Source organism: Bradyrhizobium sp. 147 (assembly GCF_023073935.1).
In the GTDB taxonomy this organism is placed as follows: Bacteria; Pseudomonadota; Alphaproteobacteria; order Rhizobiales; family Xanthobacteraceae; genus Bradyrhizobium.
In genome coordinates, this window is record NZ_JADPKL010000110.1 from 16,312 (window position 1) to 40,160 (window position 23,849).

The following is a 23,849-nucleotide window of genomic DNA, read 5'->3' on the forward strand; positions in this document are numbered from 1 at the left end:
GAAGAGGATGGATGCACGGGTCGAGCCCGCGCATGACCAGTTGTGCGCAGACGCTAAATGCGATTCTAACGCGCCGGCGGACTCGGCCAGGGCCGCTGCGGGCCGCGTAGACCTTCAAAAGTCTTGGCCATGCCGAGCACGCCGATATCGTCGAAGCGGCGGCCGACGATCTGCACGCCGATGGGAAAACCCTTGGCGTCGAAGCCGCCGTTGACGGAGATCGCGGGATTCTCCGACATATTCCACGGTACAGTATAGGCGATGTGCTCGAACGGCTTCATGGGATCGTTGGTGGGCGAGGCCCATTCCGCCGGATAGTTCACGTTCGGCGCGGTCGGCGAGACCACATAGTCGATCTCGCAGAACAGCTTTCCTGCTGCTGCGCGGATCGCCATGGTCTGATTGAAGCCGCGGATGACGTCGACGCCCGACAGCTTTGCGCCGGACTCGCCCCATTTGAAGATGTAGGGCAGCACCTTGGCCTGCTCGGCCGGCGTCAGCTTGGACAGATCGTCCCACATGCGCGCACGCCAGAAATTGTCGAGGCCATCGAGCATGTCGCGTGTGAGAATGCCGTCGACCTCGGTCACGACCGCGCCGGCGGATTCGAACGCCTTGGCCGCCTTCACGGCGACCTCGCGCACCGGCTTGTCCAGCGGCAGGCCGACGCCGGGATCGAGCATCAGGCCGATGCGCAGTTTGCGCGGAGACTTCTCCAGCCCCTTCCAGTTGAGCGGCTCGGCCGGCAGGCTCATCCCGTCGCGGCGATCGGGCTTGGCGATCACGCTCATCATCAGCGCACAATCGTCGACCGTGCGGGTCATGGGACCTGCGACGCGGCCGACATAGGCGGGATCGATCGGCACGCGGCCGAAGCTCGGCTTCAATCCGACGAGGCCACACCAAGCGGCCGGCAGGCGCACCGAGCCACCGATATCGGTCCCGAGATGCAGGGGACCATAGCCGGCGGCAGCGGCGGCGCCCGCACCCGCGCTGGAGCCGCCGGGATTCTTGGAGAGGTCCCAGGGATTGCGCGCGAGCGCGTGAAAGCTGGAGAGACCGGAGGACAGCATGCCGTAATCGGGCATGGTGGTCTTGGCGAAGATGATCGCGCCGGCCTCGCGCAGCCGCGCGGCGGGCGGTGCGTCCTTTTCGGCCGGCACCAGCTTGACGCTGGCAGCCCCCAGCGGCACCGGCACGCCCTTGGTCGCGATGTTATCCTTCACCGTAACAGGCACGCCGTCCAGTGCGCCGCACGGCTCGCCGCCGCTCCAGCGCGCGGTCGAGGCCTTTGCGGCCTCGCGCGCGCCGTCGGGATCGAATGCATAGAGCGCCTTCAGATGCGGTTCCCACGCCGCGACGTGCGCAAGCACGTCTTCCAGCACCTCGCTCGGCGAGAACTGCTTGGCGCGATAGCCCGCGATCAGATCGACCGCGGACAGATCATGCAGCGAGGTGACCGTCTCTTCGACGCCCTCGTTATGCATTGCCACCCACCGGCATGCGGGTTTCGATGATGCGGGCAAACATGCTGGCGCCGATCGGCAGGATCTTGTCGTCGAGCACGAAGCCGGGATTGTGCACAGGCACCGAGCCGTCATGACCGACCCAGAAGTAGGCGCCGGGGATGGTCTGCAGCATGTCGGCAAAATCCTCGCTGCCCATCTTCGGTTGGGCGCGGGTGATCACGTTGGCAGGATCGACCACGGTGCGCGCGACCTCCTCGACCACCTTGGACTGCTCAACCTGGTTGACCAGCACGCCGAACGTGTCGCGGATATCGACCGCGATCTCGCACTGGAACGCGGCGGCGATGCCGGCGCAGATCGTGCGGATGCGCTCGCTGATCATGGCGCGGACTTCGTTGGAGAAGGTGCGGATGGTGCCGCAAAGATGCGCTTCGCCTGGGATGACGTTATAAGCGGAGCCCGCATGGATCTGGGTGATCGAGACGACGGCGGATTGCAGCGGCTCGACGTTGCGGCTGACGATGGTCTGGATCGCCTGCGCCAGCGTGGTCGCGATGATCACCGCGTCCTTGGATCGCTCGGGCATCGCGCCATGCGCGCCGTAGCCGGTGATGCGGAGGTCGAAGAAGTCGGCGCCGGCCATCGCCGGGCCCGGCAGAATCGCGATCTCGCCGTGGTTGAGATCGGGCGCGTTGTGCAGGCCGTAGAGCTCGTCGCAGGGAAATTTCTCGAACAGCCCGTCCTTGATCATGGCACGGGCGCCGCCGAGACCTTCCTCGGCCGGCTGGAAAATCAGGTGCACGGTGCCGTCGAAGTTCCGGGTCTCGGCGAGATAGCGCGCGGTGCCGAGCAGCATGGTGGTGTGGCCGTCGTGGCCGCAGCCGTGGAAGCGGCCGGGAATTTTCGAGCTCCATTTCAGATTGGTGTTCTCTTCCATCGGCAGCGCGTCCATGTCGGCGCGCAGGCCGATGCGCTTGGTGCTCGTGCCCTTGCCCTTGATGACGCCGATCACGCCGGTGCCACCGAGACCGCGATGCACCTCGATGCCCCAGCTCTTCAGCATGTCGGCGACGATACCGGAGGTGCGCACTTCCTCAAAGCCGATCTCGGGATGGGCGTGGAGGTCGCGCCTGATAGCGGTGAGTTCGTCGGCATAGCCGTCGATGCGGTCGATCGTGGGCATGTGTCCTGTCCGGTTAGCGTGAGGAAGGGGTGAAGGCGGGTCCGTTCGGCTTGATGCGGATGCCCGGCCGCAGGCGCCTCCAGGGCAGGGAGGCGGTGTCGGCCGGCATCGCGCCCGGTGCGGCGCAAATCAGCAGCTTTTCCGCGATCGGCTCGAAATCGGCGCGGAAGTGCACCGAGCTCTTGTTGACCAAAATCTTCTCTCGCGTTGGCTCGATGCCGACATAGCGGTACATTGCCTGGTCGGCGAGCTGCGCCTTGTGCGAGGAGACGACGACGCGGACGTCGCCGATGCGCAAGGCGGCGGAGGGGCCCATCTCCATCTCGCGGCCGCCATAATAAGGGCCGGGCGCGATGAAGCGGCCGTCGGAGAGTTTTTCGACCACGAAGGTCTCGCGATAGGGCTCGTCGCCCGGAATGCCGGACTTGCCGCCGAGCGACAGCGTGACGGTGGCCCCGACGCCGGCTGCATGCGCGGCTCTGGCCGATTCCGGATCGTAGATCACCCCCGTCGCGGCACTCGCCTTGTTGCGCACCAGTGCACGTAGCATACCGGTGGTATCGGAATCGCCGCCCGCGCCGGGATTGTCCTGGGTATCGGCGATGATGATCGGCTTGCTTGCGCTCTTGGAAAGCTCCATCGCATGGCGCACGCCGTCGTCGGGCGACCAGATCTTGCCGTCGAAATCGTCCTCATGGCCTTCGATCAGCTTGAGAAGCGCATCGGCCGCGCGGTCGGCGTCCGCTTGCGTCTTGCCATAGGCGAACACGCTCGGCCCGCAATCGCGGAAATCGGCGGCGGGGAAGCCGGGCGCGAAGGACAGCGTCGGAACTGCGTCACCCTCCAGCGCGGCGAGCTTCTCGTAGATGCTTTTGGTCGGCTGGTCGCTCGTGCACTGCCAGCTGATCGGGATCAGGAACGGCAATTGCCGGAACGCCTTTGCGAAGCGTTGCTTGGACTTCAGCAGCAGTGCGAGATGGCGCGCACAGGCGCGGCCGGTTGCGGCCATGTCGACATGCGGATAGGTGCGGTAGGCGATCAGCGCGTCGGCATGCTCGATCATCTCGGGCGTGACGTTGGCGTGCAGGTCGAGGCTCGCGACCAGCGGAATATCTTTGCCGATGATCCGGCGCACGCGTGCCAGGATCTCGCCTTCCCCATCGTCGAGATGCTCGGTCACCATCGCGCCGTGCAGGTCGAGATAGACGGCATCGAGCGGACCGGCGGCTGCGATGCCGTCGATCATCACCTTCACGATGCGCTCGAAAGCATCCTTGGTGACATGCGCCGACGGGCTCGCACCGCAGGCGATCGTTGGGATGAGTTCCCAATCGTTCATTTCAGCGCCGTCGACGAAGCCCGCGAGACCGACATTGATGCGCCGCATCACCTTCAACACGTCGGCGCCCTGCGTCATCGCCGGCCAGCCGCCGCCATGCTGGAAGTCCGCGAACGTCGCCTTCGTCGGCGCGAAGGTGTTGGTCTCGTGCAGGAAGCCGCCGACGGCGATACGTGTCATCAATTCAAATCCGGTCAAATGGTGCGACGACGTTACCCGCCTTTGCAGCAAGAGCAAGGTGGGAAGCAATCGCGCCATGCATAGGGTCAAGCTGTTTTGGGAATGCTGCGGATGAGCCCACGCTCCATCGTCATTCCGGGGCGCGCGTAGCGCGAGCCCGGAATCTATCGTGCGACGGAGTCTACCGCTCGATAGATTCCGGGCTCATCGCTTCGCGATGCCGGAATGACAGCGGAAACGGCCTACGCGCTCGCCGCCACGCCCTCCGACACCGGCCGAAAGTTCGCAAAGTCCCAGCCTCGCCCCGGAGCCGCATCCAGCAGTGCCTTGGTGTAGGCCTCCTTCGGATGCGTCAGCACTTCGGCGGCGGGGCCCTGTTCGACGACGCGGCCGTGCTGCATCACCACGACCTCGTCGCAGATTTGCGCGGCGACGCGCAAGTCATGGGTGATGAACAGGATCGCGATGCCGAGCCGCTTCTGGATCTCGTCGAGCAGCTCCAGCACTTGCGCCTGCACGGAGACGTCGAGCGCGGAGACCGCTTCATCCGCGACCAGCACGTCGGGATCGAGCGCGAGCGCCCGGGCAATGGCGATGCGCTGGCGCTGTCCGCCCGAGAACTGGTGCGGATAGCGCGACACAGCATCGACCGGCAGGCCGACCAGCTCGAGCAGATCGCGCGCCCGCTTCATCGCCTCGGTGTGCGAGACGCCATAGTTGATCGGGCCTTCTGCGATGCTCTCGCCGACGGTGACGCGTGGATTGAGCGAGCGATAGGGATCCTGGAACACGATCTGGATCTTTTGCCGGTGCGGTTGGAGCAGGCGGCGCGAGATATCGGCAATCTCGCGGCCGGCGAGGCGCACGCCGCCGGAGGTCGGATCGATCAAGCGGACGATGCAGCGCGCGACCGTCGACTTGCCGGAACCGCTCTCACCGACGATGCCGAGCGTACGACCCTTGCGCAGTGTCAGCGTCACCTTGTCGGCGGCGACGACCTCACGGCCTTTGCCGAAGAAGGCGCGCTCCTTATAGACCTTGCTGAGCTCGTTGGCTTCCAGCACCACCGGCTCCTTGGACTCATCCCGTGCCGCGCGCGGCACCAGGCTCGGCACTGCGGCGAGCAAATTGCGGGTGTATTCCATGGTGGGATTGCGCAGCACGGTATCGAGCGGGCCGGTCTCGACGAGGCGGCCCTGCCGCATCACAGCGACGCGGTCGGCGATCTCGGCCACCACGCCCATATCGTGAGTGATGAACAGCACGGCGGTGCCGTGATCGCGCTGGAGATCGCGGATCAGCGTCAGAATCTGCTTCTGCGTGGTGACGTCGAGCGCGGTGGTGGGCTCGTCCGCGATCAGCAGCTTCGGCTCGAGCACGAGCGCCATTGCGATCATGATGCGCTGGCGCTGGCCGCCGGAGAGGCGGTGCGGGTAAGAGGCGAAGATGCGCTCGACCTGGGGCAGGCGGACCTGCTCCATCATGTCGAGGATCCGCTTCTTGCGCGCTTTGGCGTCAAGATCGGTATGGGCGCGCAGCACCTCGTCGATCTGGCGGCCGACCGGCACCACCGGATTGAGCGCGGTCATCGGCTCCTGGAAGATCATCGCCATCTGCGTCGCGCGGAGCTGGCGCAGGCGGCGGTCGGTCGCGGTCAGCAGCTCCTCGCCGACCAGCTTGATGCTGCCGCCGGTCGGCACCAGCGTGCCCTTCGGCAACAGGCCCATCGTGGTGAGGGAGGTCACCGACTTGCCCGAGCCGCTTTCGCCGACGAGGCACAGCGTCTCGCGCTCGCGTACCTGGATCGAGATGCCGTCGATGATCTTCGGCCCGCCCGGCTTCTTGCCGATGGAGACGACGAGGTTGTTGATGTCGAGGATGGTGTTGGTCATGCAGGGTCTTTCGTCATTCCGGGGCGCGCGCAGCGCGAACCCGGAATCCACCGGGCGTCGGTCCAAGCGGTGAAATGGATTGCGGGTTCGCGCCAAGAGGCGTGCCCCGGAATGACACTGTTACCTGTTTCACTTCCCCTCCCGCTGCTTCATGCGCGGATCGAGGGCGTCGCGGGCGGCATCGCCGATCAAATTGATGCTGAGAATGGCGATCGAGAGCAGCAGGCCCGGCCAGAAGATCAGCGACGGCTTGAGCTGGAAGTACTGGCGGCCCTCGGCCATGATGTTGCCCCAGGTCGGCGTCTCCGGCGAGATGCCGGCGCCCAGGAAGGAGAGGATGGCCTCGGTCAGGATTGCGGAGGCGCAAACATAGGTGCCCTGGACGATCAGCGGTGCAATCGTGTTCGGCATCAGATGCCGCCACATGATCTTCGGCAGGCTGGAGCCGACCGAAATCGCTGCCTCGACGTAAGGCTCCTCGCGCGCCGACAGCACCACCGAGCGCACCAGGCGCGCCACGCGCGGGATCTCCGGAATTGTGATCGCGATCAGCACTGTCCAGAGGCTGGCGCCGGACAGTGACACCACGGCGATCGCGAGCAGGATGCTCGGCATCGCCATCAGGCCGTCCATGATCCGCATCATCACGGCATCGACCAGCTTGAAGAAGCCGGACACGAGACCGATTGCAAGCCCAATGGCGACCGAGAGAATCGCCGAACCGATGCCGATCAGGAGCGAGATGCGGCCGCCATAGATGACACGCGACAGCAGGTCGCGGCCGTAGGCGTCGGTGCCGAGCAGGAACTGCGCCGACGACGGCTTCAGCCGCTGCGAAGGCGCAAGCTGGATCGGATCATGCGGCGCGATCAGGGGCGCGAGAATCGAGATCACCACGACCAGCCCGAGCAAGACCGTGGCCGTCGCGATAATCGGCGTCGAGGTGAGAAATCCGAAGCGCGGCCGCAGCGGCGACGTGATCGGAATGGATGACTGGGGAAGGCTATCGACCGACATTATCGTTGTTACCTTTGCCTCAGTACCGAATCCGCGGATCGAGCAGCGTATAGGCGACGTCGATCAGGAGATTGACGACGACATAGATCAACGACGTCAGCAGGATCATCGCCTGGATCACCGGATAGTCGCGCGCCAGCACCGCATCCACGGTGAGGCGGCCGATGCCGGGAATGTTGAACACGCTCTCGGTGACGACGACGCCGGAGATCAGCAGCGCAAAGCCGGTGCCGATCACGGTGATCACGGGCACGGCGGCGTTGCGCAGCGCATGCCGCATCATCACCGCCACCTCGTTGATGCCCTTGGCGCGCGCCGTGCGGACGTAATCTTCGCCGAGCACGTCGAGCATCGCCGCACGCGTCATGCGCGCGATCAGCGCGATGTAGATGAAGGAGAGCGCGCAAGTCGGCAAGATGATGCGTTCGAAGAACGGCCCAAAACCACTCGAGATGCTCTTGAAGCCCTGCACCGGGACCCAGCGCAGATTGATCGCGAAGATTTCGATCAGGACATAGCCGACGACGAACACCGGGACGGAGAAGCCCAGCACGGACAGGCCCATCACGAAACGGTCGATCCAGGTGCCATGCTTCCACGCCGCGATTACGCCCAGGGGCACGGCGACGACCACGGCGAGGATGATGGTCGACAGCGCGATCGAGATCGACGGCTCGACACGCTGGCCGATCATCTTCATCACCGGCAGGTTGGAAATCAGCGACGTCCCGAGATCGCCGTGCAGCAGCTTGTTCACCCAGGTGACGAACTGCACGATCAGGGGCTCGTTGAGGCCGAGCGAGGCGCGGATGCGCTCCAGCCGTTCCGGCGTCGCGTTGTCGCCGGCAAGAATCGCGGCGGGATCGCCGGGGGTGAGGCGAAGCAGCAGGAAGACGAACAGCGCGACGACGCCCATTACGGGCACGGCGGCGAAGATTCGGCGAACGAGATATCCGAGCAAGTTGGATCCGTCAGATTAGAGTCAAATCGGGCAGGGCCTTCGGCAGGCTGCCATCAGCCTAACATTTCAGCAATTCCCGTGCCATCCGGGCCACAGCTTTTACAGGGCGGCCTGTCGTGGCGTGCTCTCTTTGCCCGTCGTCATTCCGGGGCGCGTCGAAGACGCGAACCCGGAATCTCGAGATTCCGGGCTCGGTCCTTCGAACCGCCCCGGAATGACGGACTCAGACAGTCATTCCAGCGTTGCCAGCAGCCCGGCCATCAGCCGGCCGCGTTCGACCAGGCTTTCGACCTCGATATACTCTTCGAGCGTGTGGCCGTTACCGCCACGCACGCCCAGGCCGTCGAGCGTCGGGATCCCCATCGCGCCGGTGAAATTGCCATCGGAGCCGCCGCCGGCACTCGCATGCGGCAGCTCGGCGCCGAGCGACTTGGCGATGCCGCGGGCTTTTTCATACAAAGCCATGGTGCCGGCGTCCGGTTCCCACACTGGCCGCGTCACGCCACGGGTGACCTTGAAGGTGACATCATTGGTTGTGCCCGACAGCGCCAGCATCCTCTCGACGCCGCGGTCGAGATCGGTCTGGCGCTTGGCCATCGAGAGCGCTTCGCCTGTGGCGGTCGTGGCAACGCAATTCACCCATTGGCCGCCATGCACGACGCCGACCGAAAAGGTGCAGTCGTCCGTGGTCATCGCGTCGATCGCGAGGATCTGCCGGGCCATCTCGCGGATCGCCGAGCGTCCCGCCGACAGCGTCGCGCCGGCGTGGCTCGGGCGGCCTGTCGCCTCGAGATTGAAACGCGCGATGGCGTATCGTCCGGTGGTGACGCCATTGTCGGCGCGGCCAGGCTCGGGCACCAGCACGTATTTGTTACGCGCGGCCTCCGCCTCGATGATGTCGCGGGTGGAGGGCGTGCCGACTTCCTCATCCGGCGTGAACAGCACGGTGATCGGCAGCGGCGTAGTGAAGGCGGCGCGTGCCAGCTGCCGGATCGCCTCCAGCGAGAGATAATTGCCGCCCTTCATGTCGTAGATGCCGGGGCCGTAGCACTTGTTGCCCTCGCGCCGCCATTTCAGCTTCTCAATGGTGCCGACCGGGTGCACGGTATCCATGTGCCCGGCGATCAGGATGCCCGGCTCGCCCTGCTTTGGATGGGGAAAGCGCGCGCGGATCACGCCGCCAAAACCCTGGCGGCCGGCGATGCGCTCGATCGTCGCACCCATGATCGCCATATCCCGCGCTGCGATATCGAGCATGCGGTTCACGGCGCCTGCGTCCCAGGTCGGGCTCTCGCATTCCACCCAGCCGCGCAGGCCCTGGAGCATCGCCTCGGAATCGAAGGGAAGATTGGCTGGGTTCATCTCAATGTCTCTCAAGCTTCAAAGCTGGAACGCGCATTGCATTGGCGCAGGGGAGGACGGGCCGAGAGCGTTGTAAAGCCAAACCGATCTTTTTGGAGCCCTTGCACACGCCGCGAGGGCTTGCACCGAAACCGGATTGACGCGCTCGGCACTGTCTGCAAGTCTCGAAAGATAAAGGCATTGCATGAGGTTAGTTCGCCCAAAGAACGAACCGGATGCTCAATCAATAATCTGCCTTTGAACAGTTTCACGTCAGGAGAAACTTTCCATGTTCAACTTCATGCGGCGGGGGTCTCGCGCGTTCGCCTCCAAACTTGCGCTGTCGGTCGTCGCGCTTTCGGTCGGTTTGGCCTCGCACGTGCTTGCTGCCGGCAAGACTCTTACGGCGGTGATGCATTCGGATCTGCGCATCATCGATCCGATCTTCACCACGGCCTACATCACGCGGGACCATGGCTACATGGTGTACGACACGCTGGTTGCCACCGATTCAAATTTCAAGATCCAGCCCCAGATGGCGGATTGGAAGGTTTCCGACGACAAGCTCACTTACACCTTCACGCTGCGCGATGGCCTGAAGTGGCATGATGGTGCGCCTGTGACGGCGGAAGACTGCGTCGCCTCGCTGAAGCGTTGGGCCGCGGTCGACGGCATGGGCCAGAAGCTGATGGACTTCACCGCGAGCATTGAGGCGACCGACGCCAAGACCATCACGTTGAAGCTGAAGGAGCCGTACGGCCTCGTGCTGGACTCCATCGGAAAACCCTCTTCGCGCGTCGCCTTCATGATGCCGAAGCGCCTCGCCGAGACGCCGCCGGACAAGCAGATCCCGGAGCAGATCGGCTCGGGTCCCTTCAAGTTCGTGCAGTCGGAATTCCAGCCGGGCGTGAAGGCGGTCTACGTCAAGAACACCGATTACGTGCCGCGCAAGGAGCCGGCGAGCTGGACCTCGGGCGGCAAGGTGGTGAAGGTCGACCGCGTCGAATGGATCACCATGCCGGACTCGCAAACTGCGGTAAACGCGCTGCAGTCGGGCGATATCGATTTCATGGAAAATCTGCCCTACGATATGCTGCCGATACTGGAGGCGAACAACGAGCTCACGATCGAGGTCTCGAACAAGTTCGGTTTTCAGACGCTCGGCCGCATGAACTTCCTTTATCCACCGTTCGACAACGTCAAAGTGCGCCGCGCAGCCTTCCTGGCGATGAACCAGAAGGACGTGCTCGACGCGCTGGTCGGAAACCCGAAATACCAGAAGATCTGTGGCGCCTTTTTCGTGTGCGATACGCCGCTCGCAACCGAGGTGGGCGCCGAGACCCTGGTGAAGGGCAACGGCATGGCGGAGGCCAAGAAGGCGCTCGCCGAGTCCGGCTATGACGGCACCCCGGTCGTGATCATGGCCCCAGGCGACGTCACGACGCTCAAGGCGCAGCCTATCGTTGCGGCCCAGCTGCTGCGCGAGGCCGGCTTCAAGGTCGATCTGCAAGCGACCGATTGGCAGACGGTGGTAAGCCGCCGCGCCAGCCAGAAGCCCCCGAAGGAGGGCGGCTGGAACATGTTCTTCACCAACTGGGTCGCGGCCGACGTCTCCAACCCGATCGCCAATCTCTCGATCGGCGGCCAGGGCAAGAAGGGCGGCTGGTTCGGCTGGGCGGAAGACGCCAAGATCGAGCAGCTCAAGGATGCCTTCGTCCGCGCGTCCTCGATCGACGAGCAGAAGAAGATCGCCGCGGACATCCAGAAGGAAGCCTATGAACAGGTGATTTACATCCCGCTGGGGCAGTATCTCCTGCCGAGCGGCTGGCGCAAATCGCTGACCGGCGTGCTCGACGGGCCCGCGACGCCGCTGTTCTGGAACGTCGACAAATCGGAGTGAGCGGAAGGCGTATTCTCGCGCCATCGTCTCGATCATCCTGCGGCGCCGCTGTCATCAGCGGCGCCGTTGTCTTTTGTCAGCTTCGCGTCAGCTTGAAACCGGCGGAACTCTTAACCCTTCCGATTTCCGATCATTGCTATTTGTTTCGATCTTGAAATAGATGTGTCGTCTCACGCATCACTTTCTCTCCCTCAGATTTAGTTCCTTTGCCGAACCATTTCGCATTCCAGGCGATGGCCGAACGTTCCGATCGCGCGCCGGCGCGTTGGCGGCGACCTTTCCTGCATTGGCTCGATGGCGTCGAGCTAGGCTGGGCCGTGCCGCTTCTCATTGCATGCTTCGTTGCGATCTGGACGCTCTATCTGGCGATCGCCTATGCCGGCGGTGGTCTGCACCCTGATACGCTCGAGGCCTGGACGTTGGGACGGCATTTCGCCTGGGGCTATCACAAGCATCCCCCGTTGATGGGATGGATTGCCGCTGGCTGGACCTCCGTCTTTCCGCTCAGCGACTGGTCGCTGCAATCGATGGCAATGGCCAATGCCGGGCTTGCACTGGTCTTCGTCGACCGGATCGCACGGCAGTTCGTGACCGGAGATAAACGCATCCTGGTGCTTCTGCTGCTGATGCTGACGCCCGCCTATCAATTCCACGCCCAGCGCTTCAATGCCAATGCCGTGCTGCTCGCGGTCTGGCCGCTGGCGACCTGGTGCTTCCTGCGCGCGTTCGAGACGCGCGCCGCATCGTGGGCAGTCGCGGCAGGATGCACGACAGCGCTGGCAATGGTCGGCAAGTATTATTCGATCTTTCTCGTCGCGAGCTTCGCGTTTGCTGCGCTGGCGCACCCGGCGCGGCGCGCCTATTTTACCTCCGCTTCGCCCTGGATATCGGTGGTGGTCGGGCTGGCGGCGCTATCACCACACATTTATTGGCTCGCGACGACGGGAGCGCCGACCTTCAGCTATGCGTTGGCGCACGCCAACGGCAATGTCCTAAGCTCGCTCGGCGAAGCCAGGAACTTCCTGCTCGGGCTGGCGGCGGCGATGATCGTGTCGGCCTTGACCTGGGTATTCATCGCCGGCACGCGATTGAAGCAGTTTCCGGCCGACTTCGCCGCGATGCGTCCGGGACTGCGACTTCTGTTCTACGTTGCCATAGGCACGATCGCGCTGCCGGTACTGACATCCCTCGTGATGGGCACCGATCTGCCCTCGCTGTGGGCATTGCAGGGGCTGTTCCTGTTCGCCGTTCTCGTGGTGTGCGGCGCGCGCTATCCGATCGAGCGCTTCTACACGGTCAACCTCACCGTGATCGTGGCCGGCGTCGCGCTCGCCGCCGTCCTGGTCGCCGCGCCGATCCATGCCGTCTATCGCAACGATCACGGCTACGAAGAAGGCAGGAATTTCTACGCGCAGGTGGCCAGCGAATTGACGCGCGAGTGGCGCGAGCTGACCGGTACGCCGCTCAGCGCCGTCAGTGGTGATGATTCGCTGGCCTTTGCGACGGCGTTCTACAGCCCCGATCATCCGTATTATGCACGACCGTTCGAGTCTGAATACGGTTCGGGCTTGCAGCGCAAGACGACGCCCGACCGAGGCTGGGCCGCGGCGTGTTTCCGCGGCCAGGACCATTGCGGCCGCTGGATGGAATGGGCGTCCTCGAAAGTCGAACACGTCGTCCGACGCGAGTTCAGGGTACAGGCCAATTTGTGGGGCCTGCCCGGTCTGGCGCGGCAGGTAATCGTGCTGATGGTGCCCCCGCGGGGAAGCGGGCCGGCGCACGAAGGCGCTGCGGATGATTTCAGCGCCAGCAGGCGGCGACCGATCAGACTTCGTGATCAGCAGTGACTGTCGCGCAACTGTTCGAGCCCTTCGCTCGCCAAAGGCGTCGTGGACGTGGTCCGCTCAGCGGCCGGCTCTGAACGCTCCTGCTCCTGCTGTTCCGGCTCGCGGTCTTCGCGGTGTTTCAGTCCCATCTCGTCGTCCTCTCGAATTGCTGCGGTACAACATCGAGGGGAGCGGGAAGTTCCTCAGGTGGCGGGGCGATGATGCGGCTTGAACAGCTGCCCTTTCTCCACCACCAGCACGATCGCAAGCGCCGCAAGGGTCGACAGGAAGAAGCCGACCGAGAACGGCAGCAGCGTGCCGTCGAAGCTCTGTCCGATCGCCATGCCGACCACGATTCCGATCAGCGTCGTGATCGAGCCGTAGAGCGAGGAGGCGGTGCCGGCGATGTGGCCCTGCGGCTCCATCGCGAGCGCGGTGAAGTTGGCGACCATCATGCCGAACGAGAACATCATCAGGGCGGAGAGCGCCATGAACAAGGATAGCGGCAGCACGCCGAGGCTTTCAGTGAGCAGCATCACGCCGGCGACCGCGGTGTAGAGCATGAGTGCCCCGTGCGAGATCACACGCATGCCGAGCCGACCGACCAGCCTCGCATTGAGAAAGCCGGCGATGGCGGTGCCAGCCGCAATCGCCGCGAAAGCGAGCGGGAAGTAATGGCCGAGATGATAGATGCCGGTGAAGACCTGCTGGGCGCAGAAGACGTAGGCAAACAGCGCGCCGATGACGCTGCCGGCGGCCGTAGCGTAGCCGATGGTCTGGCGATTCGTCACGGTCTGCCGGAACGCCGAGAGCACGTCGGCGGGCGCCAACGACCTGCGCTCGGACTCGGGAAGGGTTTCAGGCAGCCGCAGCACGCACCATGCGAGCGCGAGCAGGCCGTAGAGCATCAGCACGACGAAGATGCCGCGCCAGGCCGTCACCAGCAGCACCGCCTGTCCGAACGAGGGGGCGACCACGGGCACCGCGATGAATACCATCATCGCGAGCGACATCACGCTCGCCATGCGGCGGCCGACGTAGCAGTCGCGCACGATCGAGGTCGCGATCACGCGCGTCGCCGAGGTGCCGAGCCCTTGCAGCGCGCGCGCCAGCAGCAACGTCTCGAACGAGGGTGCTGCCACCGCCAGCACGCTCGCCACCGCATAGACCGCCATGCCGCCGAGCAGCACGGGGCGGCGGCCAAAACGGTCCGACAACGGGCCCATGACGAACTGGCCCGCGCCGAAGCCGACCAGGAAGGTCGACAGCACCAGTTGAAGATGGTTGGCGATAGGAATCTGGAAGGCCGCGCCGATGTTGGGCAGCGCCGGCAGCATCATGTCCATCGCAAGCGGATTCAACGCCATGATGGACGCGATCACGATGACGAATTCGGGAAAACCCATGGGACGGTGTCCGGAGGACACCCAGTCATCGGCATTGATGTCGGACAAGAAGCTCACCTCTGAAATTGAGAGCTTTATTTAGTCCGATGTTGCGTTGCACAACCCCCGTTTCGGGATGGCTGTCAGGCGCAGGCGGAGCGGACAAGAATTGGTGAGAGACCAGTGTTCCCTGCCGCTGGATCCCGCGGATCGCGCAATCTCACGCGGCCGGAAAACCAGTGATTTACCATGCCGTCCTAAAGATTGGCGTCCGGCGCGGCGTGTCCCTCCGGCAGGATAAAACCGAAACGCATCCTGCCCAGAGTGCGGCTGAGATGATGACGCGCCGCAGTGGCGCCGAGAGAAACAAGCCAGACAAGGTATCCGCCGATGTCCGAGATGTCAGGTGCAGCACGATGGTTGGAGCCCACGGCCAACATGGCCACGAGGCGCAACGTCTGGCTTGCCGGCCTGATCGCGCTGACGGCGCTGCTGGTGCTCGGCAATCTCGCTAACGACGCCAGGCTCGATTTGAAATATGACTATGGCTGGGACATTCGCGTGAATTGCGCTGCGGTCGACGCGTATTTCGGCGGACTCGATCCTTATTTCGTCAAGAACCTGAAGGGCACCAAGCTCTCCTACCCCTATCTGCCGGTGACGCTGGACGTCTTTCGCCCCCTATGCGCGGGCGGCTTTCTGCTCGATCACTACAGAGGAATCTTTCTCGTCCTCGCCGCGCTCTGCGGCCTTCTCTTACCCGGGCTCGGCCGAACGGGCCCGAGCGCGCGCGATGCTGCGCTCAAGGTGCTGTGCGCGCTCGGCGCGTTCGTCGGTTTCGAATGGGTGCAGGCGTCGGGCAACTTCGCGATCCTGAGCGGACTGCTGACCGCGATCGCGCTGAGGCTCCTGCTTCCTCCGCCATCCTCCGGAGCGTTGGAGGGGCGCAACTCTTTGCTCCGCGTCGCGGGCGCTGCGTTGCTCGGTTTCGTGATGTCGTTCAAGTTGGTGTTCTTTCCTGTTCTGGCCGCGCTTTACTTCCTGCCCCTGCCGTGCGGCCGCAAGCTGGCGCTGATCGCGGTGGCGACATTCAGCTTCGCATTGCCGATCCTGATATCGGGGCTGGAATATCCCGATCTGTTCGCAAGCTGGCGGCTTGCGATGGCCCAAGAAATCCCCGACCAACACGTCGTCGATCTCTTCGAGATCAATCCGTCGCTGCTGCTGCTAGCGCGAAACCTCATGGATCATGCCGGCCTCGGTGAAAGCAAGCCGGCCATATTCGCGACATATGCGTGCGCCGCGTTAGCGCTCGTGCTCGTGCCGTTCGCTCTGTCCATCTTCCGCGTGACCGCAAGCCAGCCGGCGCGGGAAGGGGCATCGGTTCTGAAGCGGCTGGATCGCTGGCTGATGGATCATCCCCGCGCGGCCATGCGCGTCACGATGCTCGCCATGTTTGCGCTCTATCTCAGCTCGCCGCGCCTCAAGGAATATGCCTTCTTCGAGCTTGCGCTCTATGCTGCCATCCTCATCGTCGATCTTCCGGCCCTGGCTCTTGCCGCATGTCTCTCGATTGGACTCCTCGTTCCGGCGCTGATGTCGCTTTTGGGAGCGATGATCGAGGGCACTTTCGCCCTTCTCGTCGTTTCCCTGTCATGCTTCTGGATCCTGCTGCTCGATTTTCGCGCCGAGCCGAAGCGCCTTGAGACCGAAGGCGTGCAACCATGAGCAATGTCGCCGCGTCCGCAGTGCCAGAACAAGGGCGCTTTGCCGCCGCGACTCCAGCTGGTTCGGTTGCCTGCTTGGCGGATCTGCACGCAGGCGAGCGTCATCAGCACCGATGGTGCGGGCAGCCGGGGTCGAACCGGCACAGCGCTTGCGCGCCGAGGGATTTTAAGTCCCTTGCGTCTACCAATTCCGCCATGCCCGCTTGATCCAACGAGATCAATCACTTAAGGCCACTCCCGGCCGCCTGGAATTGGCGTCTTGCCGGCCGGATGGGGCGGTCCTTCCTTAAGCGAGCCGGGCGCACAAGGCAAAGCCTCAATCCGGACATTTGTTGTTGCTTTAGGCATTCTCAATCCACGGGGGCTATTCATCCAGCATGGCTGCTTCGTTTTCCTGTCTCCTGCGCGGCTTCGGCGCGCTCCTCGCGCCGCTTGCGGCCGGCGTCGCGCTGTCCGGCTGCGCCGGCATGAGCGAGACGGTCGCGCCGGCCTTCGCCGATCCCGGCAAATACGAATTGTACGACTGCAAGCAGCTCGAGACCGAGCGCAAGGCGCTCGCCAACCGCACGGCCGATTTGCAGCGGCTGATGGACAAGGCGGAGACCGGCGCTGGCGGCGCGGTCGTGTCCGAGCTTGCCTATCGCAACGACTACATCGCAGTGCGGGGCCAAGCCCAACTTGCCGACGAGGCCTGGCGCCGCAACAGGTGCCGGGAGACACCGCCCGAGCCGACACCGCCCGCCACGCCGCCGTCATCCGCTGCCAAGCCGGCGTCGAAATCCGGAAAAGCGATCCGCTGAGGCACCGCGCCGGCGGTACCTCGCTTCAAGGCCGCCAGTTGTAGATCCAGTCCTGCCGCGCCAGCATGCGGTCCGGTCCGAGTGCGCGGATCGCAAGATCGCGCGCGATCGCGAGCGGCCCGCTGAAATGATAGATGCGGCCCTGCTGTCGCGCGGTCCGCTGCACCCGCCGCACGCGGGCTTGGCGCGCGCGGCCATATTGCGTTAGCGCGGCTGTGATGTCGGCGGTGCTCTCGGCCGCCTCGACGCTCAAATGCCGGGCGAGCACGGCGGCATCCTCGATCGCCATGCCGGCGCCCTGCGCTGCGAACGGCAGCATCGCATGCACGGCATCGCCGAGCAGCCCGACCGGACCCTTGCTCCAGGGACAGCCGTCAGGCACGCCGAACAGCGCCCATTTCCGCCAGCTGCCTACTGCGGCGAGCATCATCCGCGCCGATGGCGGCCAGCGCGGTGCGGCGAAAGCTTCCATCACCTCGAGAGGATCGCCGGGCGTGCTCCAGCCCGGCCTGTTCCACGTGCCCGGCAGCACCGCGACCACGTTGATCTGGCGTCCGCCCGCGATCGGATAGGCCACCAGATGGGCGTTCGGGCCCATCCAGAGCTGCACCCGGCGCGCGGTGTAGTCCTTCGGCAGTTGCGTTGCATCGAGCGTGCCGCGCCAGGCGATCAGGCCTGAAAAGCGCGGCTGCACGTCGGGAAACAGATGCTGGCGGACCGTCGACCAGATGCCGTCGGCGCCGATCAATGCGCTAGCAAGATCGCTGCGGCGGATCGTGCCGCTGCGATGGACCACCGTCAGCCCCTTGGTGTGAGGCGCGACGTCCTCGAAGGTTGCGCCCAGCTTCAGGTCGATATCAGGATGGTCGGACACCGCGCCGGCGAGCGCCGATTGCAGATCGGCGCGGTGCACCACCCAATAGGGGGCGCCGGCGCGCGCGGAGGCTGCCTCGCCAAGCGGCATGCGCAGCAGCTCGCCGCCGGCGCGCGCGCTCATGATCGAGACCGCTTCCGGGGTCACGGCGCCCAGCTTGAGGCCTTCGGTCAGGCCGAGCTCGACCAGCACGCGGCTGGCATTGGGGGAGAGTTGCAGACCGGCGCCGGCTTCCTCGAGGCGCTCGGCCTTTTCCAGCACGACGATGCGGAAGCCGCGGGCCGCGAGCGCCAGCGCGGCCGTCAGTCCACCGATGCCGGCACCGGCGATGACAATCGTTCTGGAGAGCGCCACCCCTGACCGATGAGAGCGGTCAGGCCACCTTGTCCTTCAGCACGCATTCTGGCGGACGGGCCTCGCCCGCCTTCAGGTCGGCCGCGAAGCGGTACAGCGTCGAGCAATAGGGGCAGATGATCTCGTTATCGTTGCCGAGATCGAGGAAGACGTGCGGATGATCGAACGGAGGATTGGCGCCCACGCACATGAACTCTTGCGAGCCGATCTCGATGACGGGAACACCGGCATCGTTATGGAAGTGCGGGACGACATGGTCGGACATCGTAGTTCATCCTGGAGTGGCAATGGCGGCAGATACAATCAAACTGACGCGGCATTAGTAAGGCGCCGCGGACCATACTGGCGGGTGTAGATGATTGCTAGTCCAGCGGAACCGAAAGCTCCGCAATTGCCCCATGTTCATTTGCTCATGCAAATTCGACACAATCTTGCGGCTTGAGAGAAGCCCTTCTTTCGTCGGGGACGTTGTGCCGCAATTTCGGCATACTATGTCTGTGGACGAGCGCAATTGCGACGACAGACGTATCGTCAGGCGTCAACGATTTTAGGACCGTCCAGGCTTTCCGCATGAAATGGCTGCGAATCAGCACAGCGTTGACCGGTGTCGCGGCATGCGCGTTCCTGCTCGCGCAGGTTGCGCCGCATGCGCGCGAGGCCGGCGCGATCCTCGCTGCCCAGGATGATCCCGCGGTGCTCTCCGAGCTCAAGCTCGATGCGCTGCTGCGGCAGAACGATCGCCTTGTTCAGGACAACATCGAGGCTGCGCTCGCCGCAGGCGACGCCGATCTCGCCGACAGTTTCGTCGCGCTCGCGCGTGACCGCAACATCGCGCTGCCGGACGACCTGCTGAACCGCGTCAGCGATGCGGTCAAAACCGAGAATTCCACCTCCCATTTCGCCAAACGATTTGCCACCGGTCTCGTCACCGGCAATGCCGACGACGTCGCGAGCCTGTCGGGAACGGCGGCCGGCGATCTCTTCGTAATCGGCGACATCAGGGACGTCGTCCGCGAAGGCAAGCACCTCGCCATGGGTGAGGATACCGACCGCCTCGTGCTGGGGCTTGCGGCGGCAGGCCTTGCGGTGACGGCGGCGACCTACGTCACCGTCGGTGGTGCCGCGCCGGTGCGCGCCGGGCTGACGCTGGTGAAGGACGCACGCAAGGTGGGGCGGCTCGGCGAGGGGCTGGCCGCGTGGGCCGGCCGTTCCGCGCGCGAGATCGTTGACACGCCGATGCTTCAGAACGCGGTCGCCAAGGGTTCGGTGCTGCGGCCGGGCGAGACCGTGAGTGCGATCAAGGCTGCGTTCCGCGCCGAAAAGGCCGGCGCGCTGGTTCGGCTCGGCAAGGACGTCACGCGCGTCGCCGGAAAGACCGGCACGCGCGGGGCGATGGACACGTTGCGGATCGCCGAAGGCCCGAAAGATGTGGCGCGCGCGGCCCGGCTCGCGGAAGCGCAGGGCGGCAAGACCCGCGCCATCATGAAACTGCTTGGCCGCGGCGCGCTGCTCCTCATCGGCGGTGCGTTCGATCTGACGCTCTGGCTATTCGGCGCGGCGCTGACCCTGTTGGGATTGCTGTCCTCGATCAAGGCGACCACCGAGCGCCTGACCCAGGCCTGGTGTGATCGCAGGCGCGCGCGGCGGCTCCGCCGGGCGCAAGGGGCCGCCGAGGCCGCTCTGGCGGATGCAGCCCTCAGGGTCTGAAGCGCGATGAGATTGAGGTCATTCGTAGCCGCGATAGAGGCTATTGTTTGAGCATGATCTCCGCGCAAACGCGTTCCGCGTTTGTGGACTGAAAAACCCGCTGCACACTCGTCCGGATCGTGCTCTAAGATCGACTTTTCCCCCTCAAGACCTGCGGAACTGATGATGCCGAGCTTCCATAACGGCGCCGTTGAAATTGCCTATCTCGACGAAGGTGAGGGCGACCCGATCATTCTCGTGCACGGCTTTGCTTCCAGCAAGAACGTGAACTGGGTCTATCCGACCTGGGTCTCGGAACTGCGCAAGAATGGCCGCCGTGTCATCGCACTCGACAATCGCGGCCACGGCGAGAGTGCGAAGCTCTACGAGCCCCAGCAATACTCGATCCCAGTCATGGCCGGCGACGTGCTGGCACTGATGGATCATCTCGCTATCCCGCAGGCCGACATCATGGGCTATTCGATGGGTGGACGGATGGCGGCGTGGCTTGCGCTCCACGAGCCGCAGCGCCTTCGCTCGGCGATCCTCGGCGGCATCGGCGTCGGCGGTCTGATCGAGGGTACCGGCCCCGGCGAAAACGTCGCCAAGGCGCTGGAGGCACCCTCGCTCGAGGACGTCACCGATCCCGTTGGGCGCACCTTCCGCGCCTTCGCCGATCAGACCCGCTCGGACCGTCGTGCACTCGCCGCCTGCCTCCGCGGCACGCGCGATCTCATGACGAGGCAGCAGGCTGCACGGATCGAGGTGCCGGTGCTGATCGCGGTCGGCACCGCCGACGACGTCGCAGGCTCTGCCGGCGCACTCGGTGCGATCATCCCGGGCGCGCAAGTGCTCGATATCCCGGGCCGCGATCACATGCGGGCGGTCGGCGATAAGGTCTACAAGACCGGCGTGCTCGATTTCCTCTCACGCCGCGGCTGAGGTCTCATCCGCCAGCGTGTCGTCACCGAATGAGCGAAACAGAGCCGTCAGCACCACGAAGGTCGCAAGCCACGCCATCCGCGCGCCATAGCGGTCGTGCGGGCCCGAGATCACGCCGCAGATGAAGGCATTACCGAGCAGCGCCAGCGACACGGTTGCTGCCAGCAGCGTCAGATCGTCGAGCCGGCGCTTGGCGAGCGCATGCACCAGCAGCACGACGAGTGCCGCCATCGAGGCCAGCGCGGCGGGGACGTGCAGCCAGTTGACGCCGTCGAAATTGACGGCCCAGTGCTGCTGTCGCGCCGCGCGCATCGGCGCGACTTGCGAAGGCACGTAACGTTCGATGATGCCGTAGGTGTGCGGGATCCAGCCGTTGGTGCCTTCGCCGGTTGCGACATGCAGCAATTGTTGCCCGATCGCCCGCAGCGCCGCGCCGACCTGCCAGGCCGGATAGTCCGCGAGTGAATGCACGACGATGTAGCCCATCTCCTCGTTCAGCCCATCGAAGCGGCCGAGGGTGTTGAACATGCTCTTGCCCCACAGAAACTCGTCGGCGCTCGCCGGCAGCTCGTTGCGATAGGGGCAGAGCTTGTAGTGTTCGCGCGGGCAATGGTCGTTGAGATAGCGCGCCACGATGCCGTCCTGCATCATGCGACCGAAGGCGACGCCATAGCCGCCGGGCGTCCAGGTCCATTTGCCCGACAGCGCATAATTCGCCGACATCAGCATCAGGCCGCCCGCGACGATGCTGAGACTCGCCAGCGCCAGTCCCGCAAGCGGAAGGCGACGCCCAAGGAGCGGCCGCGCCATCCAGCCGGCGGCGCACAGACCGAGCAGCACGCCGAGCGTCGCGCTGTGGGTCGCTGCGGCAAAGGCGGTGAAGACGAACAGCGCGATTTTTTCGGGCACCGAGGTGCGGTGTCGTCCGATGACCAGGAGGAACAGCGACAGCACCGACAGTCCCGCAAAGATGTCGGTGAGCAGCATGCTGGCCAGCCAGGGCAGGGCGGTCGACAGGATCAGGAGCAGACTGATCGCGACGAAGCGGAAGGTCTGCATCAGGCCGAGCACGCGCAAGCTGAGCTGCAACAGCCACAGCGCCGCCAGCGACTGGACCGCGAGGTTGAGCCAGAAACCAAAACCCTCGCCATAGTGCAGGTAAAGGCCGAACACGGTGGAGCGGCTCGGGACGAGATAGCCCTCGTACCAGCGGGCCAGATAGCCGCCGGTATCCCATTGCAACAAGGGATAGCCGTTCCAGAACGCCGGCGCGATCATCAGGAGGGGCAGGGCCATTGCGGCCAGCCGCAGCCAGAACGTGTCAGCGGCGCGCGCGCGCAATTGGTCGGTGGTGATGCTCAAATCTGCTCCGTCCTCGCTCGGACCATGCCCGCAATAACGGTTGGGGGAGAATTCACCAATAGTTTGACGCGGCCCGGCTTGAATTTGGCAAAACTCTGACCACCTTCAGCCGACCTTGCCGCTTGGGGGCGTCAGAAGAAAGTCTTGTATATCAGTACTTTGGCTTGGTGTGGCGAGGCAAGGCACTGTTCACTCTCAGGCAAGCCGGTCAGGACTTTGTCGCCTAGACTGTGCTATAGAACCAACAAAACGAGCCCATTCGAAAGAGCAGATCCCATGTCAGTGCATCAGGTCAATCCGGGAGGAAAGCTCGCATCGCTCGATCCGATCTGGGACCGGATCCGGGGCGAGGCGGAAGACATCGTCCATCGCGAGCCCGAGCTTGCCACCTTCATCTATTCGACGGTGCTGCATCACAGTCGCCTGGAAGATTCCGTGATTCACCGTCTCGCCGACCGGCTCGATCACTCCGCGCTGTCGGGCGATCTTGTGCGCCAGACCTATGACGAGGCGCTGCGCGACGATCCCGATCTCGGCAACGCCTTCCGCGCCGATCTCGTCGCCGTCTACGACCGCGATCCCGCGACTTCGCGCTTCATCGATCCCTTGCTCTACTTCAAGGGCTTTCATGCGATCCAGACCCATCGCTTGGCGCATTGGCTCTATCTAAAGGGCCGCAAGGATTTCGCATACTACCTCCAAAGCCGCGCCTCGGCGGTGTTCCAGACCGATATCAATCCCGCAGCGCGCATCGGCCGCGGCATCTTCCTCGACCACGCCACCGGTTTCGTCTGCGGTGAGACGGCTGTCATCGAGGACGACGTCTCGATCCTGCACGGTGTCACGCTCGGCGGCACCGGCAAGGAGAATGAGGACCGTCATCCGAAGATCCGCCATGGCGTGCTGATCGGCGCCGGCGCAAAGATCCTCGGCAACATCGAGATCGGCCATTGCGCACGCATCGCCGCCGGCTCGGTCGTGGTCAAGCCGGTACCGCACAACGTCACGGTTGCGGGCGTCCCCGCCAAGATCGTCGGTGAAGCCGGCTGCGCCGAGCCGTCGCGCACCATGGATCAGATGATCAACGCGATGGGCCTTTGATCTTCGTTTGACCGGAACAGGATTTTCCGGCCCTTTCCGTCCCAAAACACGTTGGCAATTCATGCTGGCGGTTCGTCGCGTCTCGTCGTAAACCCCGCCAAGTTAGATTTCGATTGGAGACTTGCCGTGGACGTCAAGGAAGTGAGAAAGCTCGATGCGTATCTGAAGCGCGTATTCGGCAATCCCAAGATTCGCGTCGTGCCGCGGCCGAAGAAGGACGATTCCGCCGAGGTCTATATCGGCGAGGAGTTCATCGGCGTGCTCTTCGTCGACGATGAGGACGACGATCGCTCGTTCCAGTTCCAGATGGCGATCCTCGAGGACGATCTCGTCGATCAGGAATAGTGGTGACACGTCATTGCGAGCCAACGGGTCCGCGCAAGCGCGGCCCCGTTGGCCCGCAGTGACGATGCTAAAGCGTGATGGCATTAAGTTCGATAGCCTGAATTTTTGAGGTAATTGGCGCATTCGTCGGCGGTGAAGGCATCGAGTGCGTGGCCGATTGCGATC

20 protein-coding genes and 1 tRNA gene are annotated in these 23,849 nt (G+C 64.3%); 8 read left to right on the top strand and 13 right to left on the bottom strand.

Annotated elements, in window-relative coordinates; genetic code table 11:
• Positions 1-65: 65 nt before the first annotated feature.
• From IVA87_RS27580 to IVA87_RS27610, 7 genes are all read right to left on the bottom strand, one after another.
• A complete protein-coding gene (locus IVA87_RS27580; protein ID WP_247296290.1) occupies positions 66-1,487 on the bottom strand; it encodes an amidase in 1,422 nt (473 codons plus the stop codon).
• Positions 1,480-2,652 (bottom strand): M20 aminoacylase family protein, encoded by a 1,173-nt coding sequence (locus IVA87_RS27585; RefSeq protein ID WP_247336015.1) that lies wholly within the window; start codon positions 2,650-2,652, stop codon positions 1,480-1,482. Before IVA87_RS27585 ends, IVA87_RS27580 begins: the two co-directional genes overlap by 8 nt.
• A gap of 13 nt (positions 2,653-2,665) precedes the next feature.
• Positions 2,666-4,171 carry a M81 family metallopeptidase gene (locus IVA87_RS27590; RefSeq protein WP_247336019.1) on the bottom strand — a complete coding sequence of 502 codons (1,506 nt, stop codon included), beginning with the start codon at positions 4,169-4,171 and terminating at the stop codon, positions 2,666-2,668.
• A 242-nt stretch (positions 4,172-4,413) separates the two neighbouring features.
• Positions 4,414-6,063, bottom strand: a complete 1,650-nt coding sequence (locus IVA87_RS27595; RefSeq protein WP_247336022.1) for an ABC transporter ATP-binding protein — start codon at positions 6,061-6,063, stop codon at positions 4,414-4,416.
• A 129-nt stretch (positions 6,064-6,192) separates the two neighbouring features.
• Complete coding sequence (locus IVA87_RS27600) at positions 6,193-7,080, bottom strand: ABC transporter permease (RefSeq protein ID WP_247280084.1); 888 nt, start codon at positions 7,078-7,080, stop codon at positions 6,193-6,195.
• A 19-nt stretch (positions 7,081-7,099) separates the two neighbouring features.
• A complete protein-coding gene (locus IVA87_RS27605) occupies positions 7,100-8,041 on the bottom strand; it encodes an ABC transporter permease (RefSeq protein ID WP_247280083.1) in 942 nt (313 codons plus the stop codon).
• A gap of 231 nt (positions 8,042-8,272) precedes the next feature.
• Positions 8,273-9,403 carry a M20/M25/M40 family metallo-hydrolase gene (locus tag IVA87_RS27610; RefSeq protein ID WP_247336023.1) on the bottom strand — a complete coding sequence of 377 codons (1,131 nt, stop codon included), beginning with the start codon at positions 9,401-9,403 and terminating at the stop codon, positions 8,273-8,275.
• Between the two features lie 268 nt (positions 9,404-9,671).
• Between IVA87_RS27610 and IVA87_RS27615 the strand changes: the two genes are divergently transcribed.
• A complete protein-coding gene (locus IVA87_RS27615; protein ID WP_247336024.1) occupies positions 9,672-11,282 on the top strand; it encodes an ABC transporter substrate-binding protein in 1,611 nt (536 codons plus the stop codon).
• Between the two features lie 233 nt (positions 11,283-11,515).
• Entirely contained in the window at positions 11,516-13,129 is a 1,614-nt protein-coding gene (locus tag IVA87_RS27620) for a glycosyltransferase family 39 protein (RefSeq protein WP_247336025.1), read from the top strand.
• On the opposite strand, the gene IVA87_RS27625 is transcribed toward IVA87_RS27620, so the two are convergent.
• Both IVA87_RS27625 and IVA87_RS27630 read right to left on the bottom strand, forming a co-directional pair.
• A complete protein-coding gene (locus tag IVA87_RS27625; protein WP_247280079.1) occupies positions 13,120-13,257 on the bottom strand; it encodes a hypothetical protein in 138 nt (45 codons plus the stop codon). The genes IVA87_RS27620 and IVA87_RS27625 overlap by 10 nt on opposite strands.
• Positions 13,258-13,311: 54 nt before the next feature.
• Complete coding sequence (locus IVA87_RS27630; RefSeq protein ID WP_247336026.1) at positions 13,312-14,562, bottom strand: multidrug effflux MFS transporter; 1,251 nt, start codon at positions 14,560-14,562, stop codon at positions 13,312-13,314.
• A gap of 369 nt (positions 14,563-14,931) precedes the next feature.
• On the opposite strand from IVA87_RS27630, the gene IVA87_RS27635 reads away from it, so the two are divergent.
• Positions 14,932-16,221, top strand: coding sequence for a hypothetical protein (locus tag IVA87_RS27635; RefSeq protein ID WP_247336027.1), 1,290 nt, complete (start codon positions 14,932-14,934; stop codon positions 16,219-16,221).
• A 113-nt stretch (positions 16,222-16,334) separates the two neighbouring features.
• Here IVA87_RS27635 and IVA87_RS27640 read toward each other — a convergent pair.
• Positions 16,335-16,423, bottom strand: a tRNA-Leu gene (locus tag IVA87_RS27640).
• Positions 16,424-16,597: 174 nt separating this feature from the next.
• On the opposite strand from IVA87_RS27640, the gene IVA87_RS27645 reads away from it, so the two are divergent.
• On the top strand, positions 16,598-17,020 hold the full coding sequence (locus tag IVA87_RS27645; RefSeq protein ID WP_247296309.1) for a twin-arginine translocation pathway signal: 423 nt from the start codon (positions 16,598-16,600) through the stop codon (positions 17,018-17,020).
• A 25-nt stretch (positions 17,021-17,045) separates the two neighbouring features.
• On the opposite strand, the gene IVA87_RS27650 is transcribed toward IVA87_RS27645, so the two are convergent.
• Both IVA87_RS27650 and IVA87_RS27655 read right to left on the bottom strand, forming a co-directional pair.
• On the bottom strand, positions 17,046-18,248 hold the full coding sequence (locus IVA87_RS27650) for an FAD-dependent monooxygenase (RefSeq protein ID WP_247336028.1): 1,203 nt from the start codon (positions 18,246-18,248) through the stop codon (positions 17,046-17,048).
• A gap of 19 nt (positions 18,249-18,267) precedes the next feature.
• Positions 18,268-18,513 (bottom strand): zinc-finger domain-containing protein, encoded by a 246-nt coding sequence (locus tag IVA87_RS27655; protein ID WP_007602543.1) that lies wholly within the window; start codon positions 18,511-18,513, stop codon positions 18,268-18,270.
• 305 nt (positions 18,514-18,818) lie between these two features.
• Between IVA87_RS27655 and IVA87_RS27660 the strand changes: the two genes are divergently transcribed.
• Together IVA87_RS27660 and IVA87_RS27665 are read left to right on the top strand one after the other, a co-directional pair.
• The gene (locus IVA87_RS27660; protein ID WP_247336029.1) at positions 18,819-19,955 is read left to right on the top strand and encodes a hypothetical protein; all 1,137 of its coding nucleotides are present in this window, start codon (positions 18,819-18,821) and stop codon (positions 19,953-19,955) included.
• A gap of 165 nt (positions 19,956-20,120) precedes the next feature.
• Positions 20,121-20,876, top strand: a complete 756-nt coding sequence (locus IVA87_RS27665) for an alpha/beta hydrolase (RefSeq protein WP_247336030.1) — start codon at positions 20,121-20,123, stop codon at positions 20,874-20,876.
• Here the strand turns inward: IVA87_RS27665 and IVA87_RS27670 are convergent.
• Positions 20,862-22,238 (bottom strand): hypothetical protein, encoded by a 1,377-nt coding sequence (locus tag IVA87_RS27670; RefSeq protein WP_247336031.1) that lies wholly within the window; start codon positions 22,236-22,238, stop codon positions 20,862-20,864. The two genes, IVA87_RS27665 and IVA87_RS27670, sit on opposite strands and share 15 nt — an antisense overlap.
• Positions 22,239-22,514: 276 nt before the next feature.
• On the opposite strand from IVA87_RS27670, the gene cysE reads away from it, so the two are divergent.
• Positions 22,515-23,339 carry a serine O-acetyltransferase gene (gene cysE / locus IVA87_RS27675; protein WP_247336032.1) on the top strand — a complete coding sequence of 275 codons (825 nt, stop codon included), beginning with the start codon at positions 22,515-22,517 and terminating at the stop codon, positions 23,337-23,339.
• Between the two features lie 126 nt (positions 23,340-23,465).
• On the top strand, positions 23,466-23,684 hold the full coding sequence (locus IVA87_RS27680) for a DUF3126 family protein (RefSeq protein ID WP_007602550.1): 219 nt from the start codon (positions 23,466-23,468) through the stop codon (positions 23,682-23,684).
• The last annotated feature ends 165 nt before the right edge of the window (positions 23,685-23,849 follow it).

What these genes read in the sequence shown, in the direction of transcription:
- IVA87_RS27580 (WP_247296290.1), bottom strand. Translation starts at nt 1,487, where the DNA reads ATGCATAACGAGGGCGTCGAAGAGACGGTCACCTCGCTGCATGATCTG.
- IVA87_RS27585 (WP_247336015.1), bottom strand. Translation starts at nt 2,652, where the DNA reads ATGCCCACGATCGACCGCATCGACGGCTATGCCGACGAACTCACCGCT.
- IVA87_RS27590 (WP_247336019.1), bottom strand. Translation starts at nt 4,171, where the DNA reads ATGACACGTATCGCCGTCGGCGGCTTCCTGCACGAGACCAACACCTTC.
- IVA87_RS27595 (WP_247336022.1), bottom strand. Translation starts at nt 6,063, where the DNA reads ATGACCAACACCATCCTCGACATCAACAACCTCGTCGTCTCCATCGGC.
- IVA87_RS27600 (WP_247280084.1), bottom strand. Translation starts at nt 7,080, where the DNA reads ATGTCGGTCGATAGCCTTCCCCAGTCATCCATTCCGATCACGTCGCCG.
- IVA87_RS27610 (WP_247336023.1), bottom strand. Translation starts at nt 9,403, where the DNA reads ATGAACCCAGCCAATCTTCCCTTCGATTCCGAGGCGATGCTCCAGGGC.
- IVA87_RS27615 (WP_247336024.1), top strand. Translation starts at nt 9,672, where the DNA reads ATGTTCAACTTCATGCGGCGGGGGTCTCGCGCGTTCGCCTCCAAACTT.
- IVA87_RS27620 (WP_247336025.1), top strand. Translation starts at nt 11,516, where the DNA reads ATGGCCGAACGTTCCGATCGCGCGCCGGCGCGTTGGCGGCGACCTTTC.
- IVA87_RS27625 (WP_247280079.1), bottom strand. Translation starts at nt 13,257, where the DNA reads ATGGGACTGAAACACCGCGAAGACCGCGAGCCGGAACAGCAGGAGCAG.
- IVA87_RS27635 (WP_247336027.1), top strand. Translation starts at nt 14,932, where the DNA reads ATGGCCACGAGGCGCAACGTCTGGCTTGCCGGCCTGATCGCGCTGACG.
- IVA87_RS27645 (WP_247296309.1), top strand. Translation starts at nt 16,598, where the DNA reads ATGGCTGCTTCGTTTTCCTGTCTCCTGCGCGGCTTCGGCGCGCTCCTC.
- IVA87_RS27655 (WP_007602543.1), bottom strand. Translation starts at nt 18,513, where the DNA reads ATGTCCGACCATGTCGTCCCGCACTTCCATAACGATGCCGGTGTTCCC.
- IVA87_RS27660 (WP_247336029.1), top strand. Translation starts at nt 18,819, where the DNA reads ATGAAATGGCTGCGAATCAGCACAGCGTTGACCGGTGTCGCGGCATGC.
- IVA87_RS27665 (WP_247336030.1), top strand. Translation starts at nt 20,121, where the DNA reads ATGCCGAGCTTCCATAACGGCGCCGTTGAAATTGCCTATCTCGACGAA.
- cysE (WP_247336032.1), top strand. Translation starts at nt 22,515, where the DNA reads ATGTCAGTGCATCAGGTCAATCCGGGAGGAAAGCTCGCATCGCTCGAT.